Below are 13,067 nucleotides of genomic sequence, written 5' to 3'. Positions count from 1 at the left end.
GCTGTTCCCGTCCGCGTTGTTCGCCTGCCGGCGGCGTCGGTGGTTGGTGACATAGTGGACGCCGTGCCTCACCCGACTTCTGCCGCGAAACCCGAGTCCCCGCGTCGTGCCGCGGTGTCGGCGAGTGGCGGCGCGGTCGAGGGACTCGATCCCGAGCAGAGCGCCGCAGTCCTGGCGCCGCGCGGACCGGTGTGCGTGCTGGCCGGGGCGGGCACGGGCAAGACCCGGACCATCACCAGGCGCATCGCCCACCTCGTCGACACCGGCCAGGTCAATCCCGGCCAGGTCCTGGCGGTCACCTTCACCGCCCGCGCCGCCGGCGAGATGCGCACCCGCCTGCGCAGTCTCGGTGTCGGCGGTTCGGGGGGCAGCGTCGCGGCCCAGACCTTCCACGCGGCCGCCATGCGTCAGCTGCGGTACTTCTGGCCGCGTGCCTTCGGTGACGCCCGGTGGGAACTCCTGGACAACAAGTTCCCGCTCATCTCGCGGGCGGCTCGCCGCTCCGGCCTCGACACCTCGACCGACACGCTGCGAGACCTGTCGTCGGAGATCGAGTGGGCCAAGGCCTCGCTGATCTCACCGGAGAACTACGTCGAGGCGGTCGGCCGACTCGGCCGCGAGTCTCCGGCACCGCCGCCGAAGGTCGCGGCCGTGTACGGGCACTACGAGGACGCCAAGGTCTCGCCCGACGGGGACCGGTTGCTCGATTTCGACGACATGCTCATCTACATGACCCAGATCCTCACCGTCGAACCGGGCGCCGCGGACGAATTCCGTTCGCGGTACCGGTGTTTCGTCGTCGACGAGTATCAGGACGTGACGCCGGTGCAGCAGGGTCTGCTGGACGCCTGGCTCGGGGAACGCGACGACCTGACGGTCGTCGGTGACGCCAACCAGACGATCTACACGTTCACCGGTGCCTCGCCGAACCATCTCTTGGATTTCAGTCGCCGGTTCCCGGAGGCCACGGTCGTCCGTCTCGAGCGCGACTATCGGTCCACCCCGCAGGTCGTCGATCTGGCGAACCGCGTCATCGGTGCGGCCCGGGGGCGCATCGCGGGAACCCGCCTGCAGCTCATCGGACAGCGCCCGCCCGGGCCGGCGCCGCAGTTCGCCGAGTACGACGACGAGCCCGCCGCCGCGACGGCGATCGCCATCGAGATCAAACACCTCATCAGATCGGGGGTCGCGCCCGCCGAGATCGCGATCCTGTACCGCGTCAACGCACAGTCCGAGAACTACGAGCAGGCCCTGACCGAGGTGGGCATCCCGTACCAGGTGCGCGGCGGCGAGGCGTTCTTCGCGCGCACCGAGGTCCGGCAGGCCATGCGGCAGCTCGCGACGGTCGCTGGCCGCGAGGTCAGACCCGACGTGGAGATCCTCGACGTCGTGCGCGCGGTGCTGGGCGAGCTGGGTCTCAGCGAGGAGCAGCCGTCCGGTGCGCAGGCGCGCAGCCGGTGGGAATCACTGAAAGCGCTGGTCCAGTTGACCGAGGACATGGTCGCCGAGAACCCGGAACTGACGCTGCCGCAACTGTCGGCCGAACTCGCCGCCCGCGCCGAGGCGCGCCATCCCCCGACGGTGCAGGGCGTGACGCTGTCGTCGCTGCACGCGGCCAAGGGACTCGAGTGGGATGCGGTGTTCCTCGTCGGACTCACCGACGGGTCGCTGCCCATCAGCCAGGCGATCAAGGGCTCCTGGGAAGAGGTCGAGGAAGAGCGGCGACTGTTCTATGTCGGAGTCACGCGTGCCCGCGAGCACCTGCACCTGTCGTGGGCCCTGGCCCGCAACGAGGGCGGCCGTGCCCGGCGTCGCTCGCGGTTCCTCGCCGACCTCGTGCCCGACGACTCGCCCGCGTCGCCGATCGCGAAGGAGCGCGCGCCCCGCCGCGGACCGACATGCCGGGTGTGCGGTTCCCGGTTGATGGATTCGACCGCGACGCTGCTCGGTCGCTGCGCCGGGTGCCCGTCGGATCTGGACGAAGGACTGCTGGTCTCGCTCAAGGAGTGGCGTCGCGAGCGGGCCCAGGAGAAAAAGGTGCCGGCCTTCGTCGTCTTCTCCGACAAGACCCTCACCGCGATCGCCGAGCAACGACCGACCGATACCGCTGCGCTGGTGGCGATCTCGGGAATCGGGGCGAAGAAGGTCGACGAGTACGGCGCCGACATCATCGAACTCGTCAAAACCGCAGGTCAAAAATAGGTTGTGCGGGTTTCGGCCCAGCGTCTACTCTGAGTCCCGTCAGTACGGGGATGGGTCGTGTGCGTCCGTCACACCAGCCCGCCACAGTCACCGACGACCGACACGAACGCGGAAAGCCACGAGACCAGAAGGGAGTGGATCAGTGAGCGGAATCACCGTGAGCCAGGCCGGCATCTGCCAGTCTGCGGCGAACCTGAGAGCAGCCGACACGCATGCGCCGAAATTGCATGCGCTGAAGCCGAATCAGCCCGCCATCGCGCGTACCGGTCGCACCCGCTCCTGGATGCCGGTCGCCCGAGCGTGCACGAGCTTTGCACGCCCGGTCGCCGTCCCGCCGGCGGCTCTGCACCTGGCAGCCGAAGCGCGCGTCGCGCGAATCGCACCGCCCGCAGCAGCAGTAGCACCCGCGCCGCGTCGGTTCCCCGTTCTGTTCCGAAGTTCCCGGAGTTAGATCTCCGAGACATTCCGGGCCACGGGCGAATCGCAGAGGCGACACCCGTGGCCCTCTTTTTCTGTCACCGAATCTCCACCCCGATCCAGGGGTCTCGGACACAGAGCCACATCGAGGACTCGGGTTCAACACCCCAAACGAGCAGATGTGGAGAAACCAATGACTGTCGAATGCGTCCTCGAGTCCTGTATGTCGGCGGACCGCGCAGCGACCGCCCGGCTCGACCTGCCCTGCCAGGTCGCCGACGCAGATCTGTGGTTCGCCGAAGACCCCCGTGACCTCGAGCGTGCCAAGGCCATGTGCGCCGAATGCCCGTTGCGGGCCCAGTGCCTGCAGGCCGCACTCGATCGATCCGAGCCCTGGGGGGTCTGGGGAGGCGAGATCTTCGAGCGCGGAGCCGTCATCGCACGCAAGCGTCCCCGCGGTCGCCCGCGTAAAAACGTTGCCTGACAACAAAACCGACGCCGCGAGCAGAAATGCTCGCGGCGTCGGTGTCGTGTCTGCGGGGTGGGGTCAGTCGCCCAGGCCGGGGACCCACTCCTCCATGATGGCCCGGTACGGGGCATGCGCCTCGAGCTGCGAGGCGATGCCGACGCAGCCCCCGAGCACGCGGAAGACCATCACGAAACGCTTGGGCACGTTCAGATTTCGTGACGTCTTGTACACCTCGCCGCGAACATCGGTGGCCTTGCCCGCGGCCCGCTGCATCCACTTCCGGGTGAAGTGGAACGACTCGCTGTAGAGCGGATCGACGTAGGGACGCAGGTAGGCCTCGAGGTCGGCACTCGTCACCTTGTTCGCGTGGGACGGGCGGATGAACTCGGCGGAGATCATGAGTTCTTTGAGTTCGTCGTACTTCTTGTCCCGCGCCAGACGGAGAATCGGTCCGGTCTCGGGCGGGAGGCCTTCCGGATAGTGGCCGACCGCACCGAAGTCGAGTACGCCGAACCGCCCGTCGGTGGCCCGGAAGAAATTGCCCGGATGCGGATCGCCGTGGAGGAGTCCGACCCGGTACGGCGAGCTGACCTCGAATTCGGCCATCTTCGCGGCGGCGTCGTCGCGGGTCTGCTGGTCCCCGGTCGTGATGATCTTCGACAGCGGGACGCCGTCGACCCACTCCGAGACGACGACCTTGGGTGCACTCGCGACGACCTTGGGGATGAGGAAGTCGGGATGGCCGTCGTAGGCCTTGGCGAAGGCGCGCTGATTGTCGGCCTCGCCGAGATAATCGAGTTCGGCCTCGGTCCGGTCGATGAGTTCGTCCATCATCGCCTTGACGTCGGTGCCGGGGGACAGGCGCTGCAGGAGTCCGGACATGCGGGACAGGGTCTTCAGATCGGCCTTCAATGCGTGGTCGGCCCCGGGGTACTGGACCTTGACCGCGACCTCACGGCCGTCCGACCAGACTCCCTTGTGTACCTGTCCGATCGACGCCGATGCCGCGGGCTCGTCGGAGAATTCCCGGAAACGTTCGCGCCACCGGGTGCCGAGCTGCTGGTCGAGCACCTTGTGGACCTTCGCGGCCGGCATGGGCGGGGCGTCGGCCTGCAACTTGGTGAGCGCTTCGCGGAACGGCTCGCCGAACTCGTCGGGGATCGCGGCTTCCATGATCGAGAGCGCCTGCCCGACCTTCATGGCGCCGCCCTTGAGTTCGCCGAGAACGGCGAACAGTTGTTCGGCGGACTTCTCCAGGAGCTCCTGGTTGACCTCGTCCTTGTCCCTGCCGACCATGCGCTTGCCGAAACCGGCAGCAGCCCGCCCGGCCATACCGATCGGAAGAGAGGCCAGTTTCGCGTTGCGGCGACCCTGTCCTTTGGTGATGTCGGTCATAGCTTCCTTTCCGCGTCACACAATAGACGACCTGGCTTGCCGATCCGGTGCCGGACGACAATCGCAGGCCGGGTGCGGCGACCATTGTCTGATGTCCAGCCGCGTCGGGTCATCTCGCAGCTCCATCACACGGTCCAGCAGCTGCGGATCGGGTCGCGGCTCCACATGCGGCCGGTCGTGTACGGCCTTCACCAATTGCTCGATCTGCGAGTGGGCCACCGCGGCGGTCATCGCCACCACGGCCGGGCTCGCCTGACCCGACGTCCGGATCAGCTGGACGGCGAGGGCCGGCCAGTCCGGGTCCGCGTCGGACCGGTGACGGTCGGCGCACATGAGGCAACTCGACAGTCCGGGGAGCACCAGCGGGCCGACGATCCCCACCCCGTCGCGGACCCGGACCAGCAGATGGGGGATCCGGGCGCGGGTCAGTGCGAACACCACCCGCGGATCGTGGACGACGAAGTCGGTCAGGATCACCAGGTCGGTGTCGACGGCATCGAGCGTCCCGTCGGGTAGCCGCCGCATCGTCCGTCGAGCTGACAAACCCATGCCGCGCAACGAGTTCGACAGCTGTTCGCTGATCGGTCCCTGGCCATGGATCAGGATGTGGAACTCCGCGGCCGTGGGCGGGCGGTCGACAACCGCTCGGCCGGCCGACACCAGACTGCTCAGGACCAGATCGAGGTCGTCGTCGTGGAGGCCGGCCCGTCGGGCGCGGCGAGCGAAGGTGTCCGCCGTGCACGGGTCCTCCAACGATCGAAGCAGCCCGGCGACGGAATACGCCGACACCGAGGCGTCGAAGTCGAGGAGCAGGCTGTCGGCCGGATCGATGCCCACGCGGACCGAGTTGCCCGGCTGGACGATGACGGGCGTCCCCGGGAGCAGCCGCGGGACCGCGGGCGGAACAGCGCAGGGGGACACCGAGATGGCGCTGGAACTCGTCCGGGCTGGCGACATGCGGCAACTCTGCCAGCCGAACGCCGTCGCGGGCGCTCGGCGAGCAGGTTATCCACAACATGGCGTGTTCCACCGGTGGTGTGGATTCCTACGATCCGCCTCGTGTCGAGTCGTCGTCGTCGTCGCTCCGGGACTCGTCGGTGGCGTCGCGTGCCTTCTCCTCGGCGATGGTCTTCTCGAGCTGTGCGATCGGGTCGTCGAGATCGTCGCCGCCCAGGAGCCGGTCGATGAAACCCGCAGGGTTGTCGAGGTCATCGGCATCCGGCAGCAGATCAGGGTGTGCCCACACGCCGTCCCTGGTCGCGACGTCGGTGGCCTCCAGCGCGCGGCGCCACAGCTCCGACGCCTCGCGGACCTTGCGGGGCCGAAGCTCGAGACCGACGAGGGTTGCGAATGTCTGCTCGGCCGGCCCGCCCGACGCGCGCCGGCGTCGCATGGTCTCGGTGAGGGCCCCGGTACTCGGGATCCGGTCGCCGAGCGCTCGGGTCACGACCTGCTCTACCCAGCCCTCGATGAGGGCGAGGAGGGTCTCGAGACGGCCGAGCGCCGCTTTCTGCTCAGGTGTCGTGGTCGGCTCGAACGACGTCGACGAACTGATGATCTCCTCGAGTTTCGAAGGGTCGGAGAGCAATTGGGTCGGGTCGATCCCGGCGGTGGCGTCGGTTATACCGCTGAAATCGATACTGATGCCGCGGGCGTATTCCTCGACGGTGGTCAGCAACCGCTGACGCAGCCAGCCGACGTGGGTGAACAGGCGCACATGGGCGGCCTCGCGCGCGGCGAGGAAGACGATGATCTCCTGCGCCGGCTGCTCCAGACCTCGGCGAACTTGGCGATCGCCTCGGGGAGCAGGACGGCGATCCCCTCGGGCGCCAGCGGCAGCCCGACGTCGGTCGACGTCAGCACCTCCTTGGCGAGCTGACCGAGCCCCTGTCCGAGCTGGGTGCCGAACGCCATGCCGCTCATCTGGGTCAGCATCCCGATCATCGGGCCGGCGAACTGGGCCGCCTCGGCGGGGAGGTTGTCCTGCCAGGTCCGGGCCAGCTGCTCGGCGACCGGGTCGCACAGACCCTTCCACGTGTCCATCGACTCCTCGAGCCATTGGACCGGTGTCCACGCCACCGTCTGGGTGACGCCGCTGGGGAAATTCGTCGCGTCGTCGAGCCAGACGTCGGCGAGCCGGACCGCGTCGGCCGAGGCCGCGATCTCCTTCTCGAGGATCGGGGTGAACGAACCGATCTGCTGGCGGGCGAGATTGGTCGCGACCGAGTAGTTCACCGGAGCGTTTCCGCCGCCCGCCATGCCCGCGCCCATACCGCTGAACATGTTGCCCAGTTGCGAGAACATCTGGCCGATCATGTTGGGATCGAACTTCGAGGGGTCGAAGTCGCCGCCGGGACCGCCGCCGAACCCCTGCCCGCCCCCGAATCCGAACGGGTTGGCCCCGCCGAACGGGTTGCCACCGGCATTGTCGCCCGGCTTGTTCTTGTCGCCGCTGTTCTTGTCGCGGTCGTCATCGCCGTCACCGGACGACGAGAAGCCGAAGGGCAGATCACTCATGGGTTCCACCGTACCGCCCGGTGAGGCCCGCAAACGGCGACGACTGTTCGCCCTGCGCGTAGCCGGCTCATGGTCGCCGGCGCAGCCGACTCGTGGTCGCTGCGGGGCACTATCGTGTGCGGAATGAGTTCGAGCCCCCGATTCCGGAGAATCGCCGCGGCCGCGGTCTCCACCGTGGTCCTGCTGGCGTTGCTGGTGCTCGGCACGCAGGTGCAGGTGCCCTACGCCGCGCTCGGGCCCGGACCCACGCTCAACACCCTCGGTACGACGAAGGTGGAGGACGACGGGGCGGTGGTGGAGCGCAAGGTCGTGCAGATCGACGGTGCGCCGACCGATCCGACGACCGGCCACCTCAACCTCACCACCGTCTCGGTGCGGGACGGGATCTCGCTGTTCGACGCCCTGGGCATGTGGGTGTCGGGCACCTACTCGCTGACGCCGCGCGACCAGGTCTATCCGCCCGACCGCACCACCGAGCAGGTCCAGCAGGAGAACGCGCAGCAGATGACGGGGTCCGAGGAGAACGCGACGGTCGCCGCGCTCCGTTACCTCGATCGTCCCACCGCGTTGCGCATCGCGAGCGTCGCACCCGACGGGCCCGCGGTGGACGTGCTGCGCGCCGGCGACGAGGTCGTGGCGGCCGGCGGCGTGCCGGTGGAAACGGGCGAGCAGCTGCGGAAGGTCGTCGGCGACAATCCGCCGGGGACCGTCCTGCCCATCGAGATCGTCCGCGCCGGTGCCCGGCAGACCGTGTCGGTGACGCTCGGCGCGCATCCGGCCGACTCCGAGGCCGGGTATCTGGGCGTCGTTCCGGAGGTGGTCGATGCCGATCCGCGCCTCGAGGTCACCTACAACGTGGGGGACATCGGGGGACCGTCGGCGGGGATGATGCTGGCACTCGCGGTCATCGACCAGCTGAGTCCCGGCGAGCTGACCTCCGGCAAGTTCATCGCGGGCACCGGCACGATCACCGACGAGGGGGTTGTCGGTCCCATCGGCGGGATCACGCACAAGACCCGGGCCGCCCGCGACGCCGGCGCGACGGTCTTCCTGGTCCCTGCCCGCAACTGTGCCGAGGCGGTCTCGGAGCGACCGGACGGATTGGAGCTGGTGAAGGTCGACACCCTCGAGGGCGCTGTCGACGCGCTGAACGCGGTCGGCGCGGGCCGTCCGGCGCCGAGCTGCTGAGGCTTGCCAGGACTGCCGCGTCAGCCCCGGTCGGACGACTCCGGTAGATCGGGAGCGAAGGTGTCGCGCAACGCGGCCCGCAGTTCGAGTGCCAGTTGCGGGTGGGTCAGCAGTTCGGGTTCCCCGTCGGGTTCGGGTCGAAGACGCATCAGCGCGAGATCGGCGCCGGTGCGCAGCACCCCGACCACCAGCCGCGCAACCTCCTCGCCCGGATGGTGATCGCCGGTGTCGGTGACCACGAAGCGGGGCGTCCGGTCGTCGTCTTCGGGATCGGCGATGACGATCTCCATACTCACCGCCGCCCCGGCGACCTCCTCCGGCCAGACCGCCGAGGCGAGGAACTCGTCGAGGTCGTCGATGTCTTCCTCCACCGGGGTGAACACCGAACCGTCGTCGGAGATCACCTCGGGAAGCTGTGCGTGGAGGAGGGCGGTCGGCGCCAGCGCGAACACGGACGGTGACTGACCCCAGCCACGGGAGTCGAGGTGTTCCATGATCTCGTTCAACGCGCTGCCGAGATCGTCGGTGGAGAAGGCGCGTGGGGTCGTCGGGAGGTCGGGCACGTCCTCATCCTGCCCCGGATCGCGGTGCGACCGCGAGTCTGCGACGCCGCCAGGGAACCGCTGAGGTGTGGCGATCGTTGAGCGGGCGCCCCGAGTGAGTTGGTCACCCGGGTGGTGCCAGTACAGTGGGCACCACGCCCAGCAGGCACGTGTGCGCGGGTGGTGTCCGGATTGAGAGCTTTGGAGAGTGGGTCTGGTGGGCGTCCGAGGGCCGGCGGGAATGCCGACACTGTCACGCAGGAGCAAGATCATCATCGGGCTCGGCGTGGCCGTCCTGGTGCTGTTGCTCGTCGGGCCACGCCTGATCGGTCTCGCGACCGACTGGCTCTGGTTCTCCGACGTCGGGTATTCGAGCGTCTTCACCAAGGTGATCTGGACGCGCGTGATCCTGTTCCTGATCACGACGATCGTCGTCGGACTCATCATCTTCGGGGCGGTCTCCCTGGCGTACCGCAGTCGCCCGGTGTTCGTACCGACCGCGGGCCCGAACGATCCGCTCGCCCGGTACCGCACGGCCATCATGGGCAAGGTCCGCTGGTTCGCCATCGTTCCGGCGGTGATCATCGGCGCCCTGGCCGGCCTGGTCGCGCAAGGGTCCTGGGCGACCGTCCAGATGTTCCTGCATGGTCAGTCGTTCGGTCGGACAGACCCTCAGTTCAATCTCGACATCGGGTTCTATGCCTTCGACCTGCCGTTCTTCCGCTTCGTGCTCAACCTGCTGTTCGTCGTGGTCGTGGTGGCGTTCCTGGCGAACCTGGTCACGCACTACCTGTTCGGAGGTATCCGCCTGGGGCAAGGCGGTGGTTCGGTCACGACCGCGGCACGCATTCAGCTCGCGGTGCTGGCGGGCACCTTCCTGCTGCTGAAAGCGGCCGCTTATTGGCTCGACCGGTACACTCTGCTGTCCAGTCAGCGGAAGGCCGAGATCTTCCCGGGGGCGAGTTACACGGACATCAACGCGGTGCTGCCGTCGAAGCTCATCCTGATGGCGATCGCGATCATCTGTGCGGTGGCGTTCTTCGCCGGGATCGTGCTCCGCGACCTGCGGGTGCCGGCACTGGCCACCGTCTTGATGTTGTTCTCCGCGTTGCTCATCGGGGTCGGCTGGCCGCTGACGATGGAGCAGTTCTCGGTCAAGCCGAATGCCGCGCAGAAGGAAGCCGAGTACATAGAACGCGCGATCACCTCGACCCGCGAGGCGTACGGCATCGGGCCGGACAAGGTCATCACCCAGCCGGGCTGGACCGCCGGGCCGGCAAACCCGGCGCTGGTGAACAGCGATGAACCGACGCTGTCGAACGTCCGGATCCTGGACCCGAATGTGGTGTCCCCGACGTTCATCCAGCAGCAGCAGCGCCAGAACTTCTACGGATTCCCGACGCAGCTGGCGGTGGACCGCTATCGCATCGACGGCGAGCTCCGTGATTTCGTGGTGTCGGTGCGCGAGCTCGATCCGAGTCGCTATCTCGAAAACCAGCAGAACTGGCTGAACAAGCACCTGGTGTACACCCACGGAGACGGGTTCGTCGCCGCCCCGGCCAACCGGGTGAAGGAGTCGACGGACGTCAACAACGTCGACGGTGGCGGCGATCCGTTCTACTACGTCAGCGACACCTCGAACTACCAGACCGAGGAGTACAAGCGGGACGCCCCGATCAAGGTGTCACAGCCGCGGATCTACTTCGGCGAGCTGCTCGCGAAGATCGACCCGGATTACGCGATCGTCGGTTCCGACGACGGGCAGGCTCGGGAACACGACATCGGGGACGACAAGTACACCTACCAGGGGCCGGCGGGAGTCTCGCTCGGCAACTGGTTCTCCCGAGTCCTCTATGCCGGCAAGTACGCCGAGCGGAACTTCCTGCTGTCGGGCGAGATCAACTCGGCATCGAAGATCATCTACAACCGCGATCCCCGGGACCGCGTCGAACAGGTCGCACCGTGGCTGACGGTCGATTCGAAGACGTACCCCGCGGTGATGGAGGACGGCTCGATCAAGTGGATCGTCGACGGTTACACCACCCTCGACGACTACCCGTACTCGCAGCCCACGTCGTTGCAGAGCGCGACCGCCGACGCCCAGGACCTCAACCCGGGGCAGACCGGCCGGACGCAGATCAACAAGACCGTGTCCTACGTGCGCAACTCGGTGAAGGCGACCGTCGATGCCTACACCGGCGAGGTCGAGCTGTATCAGTTCGACACCGATGACCCGGTGCTGAAGACGTGGATGGAGGTCTTCCCCGACACGGTCAAGTCCCGCGCCGACTTCGACGCGCAGACCTCCCTGCGGGATCACGTCCGCTACCCCGAGGACATCTTCAAGATCCAGCGGTCGCTGCTGACCCGCTACCACGTCGATTCGCCCCAGACGTTCTTCCAGGCGAGCGACTTCTGGTCGGTGCCCTCCGATCCGACGGACCCGGACGCCGAGCAGCGCGGCCTGGACCAGCCCCCGTACTACTTCGTGGCCTCGGACCCGGAGAGCGGTGAGCCGACGTTCCAGCTGACCTCGGTGCTGACGCGACTCAACCGACCGATCCTGGGCGCCTATGTGACCGTGTCGTCGAATCCCGAGAACTACGGTCAGATGACGGTCAAGCAGTTGCCCAGCAACTCCCAACGGTCCGGTCCGCAGCAGGCGTTCAACCCGATGCGCACCGACCGAACGGTGGCGGAATCACTGAAGTCGCTCGAGAACACGGCGACGGTGACCTTCGGTAATCTCCTCACGCTTCCGGTGGGCGACAACGGCATCCTATACGTCGTCCCGTTGTACGCACAGGCCCAGGGCGAAGAGGCCTTCCCCCGTCTGTTCCGTGTGATCACGAGGTTCGAATCGGCAGACCGGGTATCCGGGATCGGTTATGCACCCACGACCCGCGAGGCTCTGCGGCAGGTCGGCATCACGCCCGCTGCCGGAGTGGTCCCCGGCGATCAGCAGGCACCGCCCGCGCCGGACCAGGCCGGAACGCCCGCACCGGCCACGCCGGCACCGAATCAACCTCCGCAGCAGGGTGATTCGCCCGAGCGGGACGACGCGGCAAACGCCATCAGTGACGCGATCACGGCGCTACGCCAGGCTCAGCAGAGTGGCGACTTCGCAGCGTACGGCGAGGCACTCGACCAGCTGAGTCAGGCGGTTGCCCGCTACGAGTCGCTGGCGGCTCCCAACTAGTCGAACGACGACCCAGGCCGGGCGCTATCTGCGAGTCATACCGCTATCCGCGGTATTTCCGCAGGTAGCGCTCGGTTTCGTTGGGGGTGTTGTCGGGGAGCACCGGGCTGTGGTGGTGCCGGTGGCCCAGCGAGAAGAAGATCGACACCGCCGTCGTGAAAGCCGCGACCATCAGCAGGCCGCAGATGATCGCGGGGCCGACATTCCCGACCGCCATGTGGACCAGCCAGAGCGCGGCCATGGCGAATCCGGTCAGTGCCAAGACGAACCCGACGAAACTCATCGGATGGTTCCCGTGGCTCTCGTGGTGGAAGCGGTGGGTGTTCATGGTTCCTCCTCGGCGGGGCGTCTCGTGAGCCGAGTGTACGCCTGATGTGACTGGCATCACATTTCACAGCGGCGACGGGCGGGCTGTCCGGGTCGTCACGTCACCTGCCGTTATCGAGGTGCGAGTGACCGCCGTCACTGACGTTTTCCCAGGTCGGATGGGGTTGAAGTACCGATTTGCATCGCTGACAAACCGGTGTGTAACGTTGTGTTCACCAACGCGGGGTGGAGCAGCTCGGTAGCTCGCTGGGCTCATAACCCAGAGGTCGCAGGTTCAAATCCTGTCCCCGCTACCAACACCAAGAACCCCCGCCCGGGACACCCGGGCGGGGGTTCTTGCTATGTGCGGTCCTGTCTGAGGCGGGACAAGCCCGACGATTCGAGAACCCAACCGGGCAGGCCCGGATGCGGCCGCATCGGCGGGCGGATCATCCGCTCTGGTCGGTCCCCGTGGCACCGTCGCCGCCGGCTTGCCGACCGAACAGGCTGCGAAGTCTGCACTCCCAGGTCGTCGCATCGAGCGTCGTACCCACTCTGACCAGGCGATTTGACGGCGGGTGCGGCGGTGCGTAACTTATGTCGAGTCAGCGAGCCACGGCGCCGCCCCGGAAGGGCCTGAGAGGGTCTGATGGTGGGGAGTGGAGACCGGGTTTCTTGGCTGGCCGCCCCTGAATGTTTTGGCTTGAGTCGTTGTGGCTTGGGTAGAGTGTTTGGGGTTGCTGGGTCTCTCAGTGGTTCGGAATTCTTCGGGGTTGCGGGCTGCGGGATGGGTCTGGTAGGCTGGAAGAGTTGCCCCGGAGACGGGGTGGCT

The 13,067-nt window shown here is 67.4% G+C and carries 8 protein-coding genes, 1 tRNA gene and 1 pseudogene; 5 read left to right on the top strand and 5 right to left on the bottom strand.

The window, feature by feature from the left end:
- Window positions 1–54 precede the first annotated feature (54 nt).
- On the top strand, window positions 55–2,202 hold the full coding sequence (locus QAD21_RS17445; RefSeq protein ID WP_280359896.1) for an ATP-dependent DNA helicase UvrD2: 2,148 nt from the start codon (window positions 55–57) through the stop codon (window positions 2,200–2,202).
- 610 nt (window positions 2,203–2,812) lie between these two features.
- Window positions 2,813–3,103, top strand: coding sequence for a WhiB family transcriptional regulator (locus QAD21_RS17440; RefSeq protein WP_058251888.1), 291 nt, complete (start codon window positions 2,813–2,815; stop codon window positions 3,101–3,103).
- 63 nt (window positions 3,104–3,166) lie between these two features.
- On the opposite strand, the gene QAD21_RS17435 is transcribed toward QAD21_RS17440, so the two are convergent.
- The 3 genes and pseudogenes from QAD21_RS17435 to QAD21_RS17425 all read right to left on the bottom strand — a co-directional run bounded on the left by QAD21_RS17435 (window position 3,167) and on the right by QAD21_RS17425 (window position 7,000).
- Window positions 3,167–4,483 (bottom strand): AarF/UbiB family protein, encoded by a 1,317-nt coding sequence (locus QAD21_RS17435; protein WP_280359895.1) that lies wholly within the window; start codon window positions 4,481–4,483, stop codon window positions 3,167–3,169.
- Between the two features lie 15 nt (window positions 4,484–4,498).
- On the bottom strand, window positions 4,499–5,440 hold the full coding sequence (locus QAD21_RS17430) for a hypothetical protein (RefSeq protein ID WP_280359894.1): 942 nt from the start codon (window positions 5,438–5,440) through the stop codon (window positions 4,499–4,501).
- Window positions 5,441–5,528: 88 nt separating this feature from the next.
- Window positions 5,529–7,000, bottom strand: a pseudogene (locus QAD21_RS17425) (zinc-dependent metalloprotease).
- A 123-nt stretch (window positions 7,001–7,123) separates the two neighbouring features.
- Here QAD21_RS17425 and QAD21_RS17420 point away from each other — a divergent pair.
- On the top strand, window positions 7,124–8,188 hold the full coding sequence (locus QAD21_RS17420; RefSeq protein ID WP_280359893.1) for a PDZ domain-containing protein: 1,065 nt from the start codon (window positions 7,124–7,126) through the stop codon (window positions 8,186–8,188).
- A 20-nt stretch (window positions 8,189–8,208) separates the two neighbouring features.
- Here QAD21_RS17420 and QAD21_RS17415 read toward each other — a convergent pair whose 3' ends face one another.
- On the bottom strand, window positions 8,209–8,751 hold the full coding sequence (locus QAD21_RS17415; RefSeq protein ID WP_264186836.1) for a PPA1309 family protein: 543 nt from the start codon (window positions 8,749–8,751) through the stop codon (window positions 8,209–8,211).
- 187 nt (window positions 8,752–8,938) lie between these two features.
- Between QAD21_RS17415 and QAD21_RS17410 the strand changes: the two genes are divergently transcribed.
- Window positions 8,939–11,929, top strand: coding sequence for a UPF0182 family protein (locus tag QAD21_RS17410; protein ID WP_068970008.1), 2,991 nt, complete (start codon window positions 8,939–8,941; stop codon window positions 11,927–11,929).
- 43 nt (window positions 11,930–11,972) lie between these two features.
- Here the strand turns inward: QAD21_RS17410 and QAD21_RS17405 are convergent, their stop codons facing one another.
- Window positions 11,973–12,257, bottom strand: coding sequence for a hypothetical protein (locus QAD21_RS17405; protein ID WP_058251883.1), 285 nt, complete (start codon window positions 12,255–12,257; stop codon window positions 11,973–11,975).
- A 218-nt stretch (window positions 12,258–12,475) separates the two neighbouring features.
- Between QAD21_RS17405 and QAD21_RS17400 the strand changes: the two genes are divergently transcribed.
- Window positions 12,476–12,552, top strand: a tRNA-Met gene (locus QAD21_RS17400).
- Window positions 12,553–13,067 lie beyond the last annotated feature (515 nt).

It is taken from the genome of Gordonia sp. SMJS1 (genome assembly GCF_029866425.1).
Classification (GTDB): Bacteria; Actinomycetota; Actinomycetes; order Mycobacteriales; family Mycobacteriaceae; genus Gordonia; species Gordonia hongkongensis.
The sequence above is the reverse complement of the archived record's forward strand: the minus strand, read 5'-3'. Positions and strand labels throughout refer to the sequence as shown.

What these genes read in the sequence shown, in the direction of transcription:
- QAD21_RS17440 (WP_058251888.1), top strand. Translation starts at nt 2,813, where the DNA reads ATGACTGTCGAATGCGTCCTCGAGTCCTGTATGTCGGCGGACCGCGCA.
- QAD21_RS17435 (WP_280359895.1), bottom strand. Translation starts at nt 4,483, where the DNA reads ATGACCGACATCACCAAAGGACAGGGTCGCCGCAACGCGAAACTGGCC.
- QAD21_RS17430 (WP_280359894.1), bottom strand. Translation starts at nt 5,440, where the DNA reads ATGTCGCCAGCCCGGACGAGTTCCAGCGCCATCTCGGTGTCCCCCTGC.
- QAD21_RS17420 (WP_280359893.1), top strand. Translation starts at nt 7,124, where the DNA reads ATGAGTTCGAGCCCCCGATTCCGGAGAATCGCCGCGGCCGCGGTCTCC.
- QAD21_RS17405 (WP_058251883.1), bottom strand. Translation starts at nt 12,257, where the DNA reads ATGAACACCCACCGCTTCCACCACGAGAGCCACGGGAACCATCCGATG.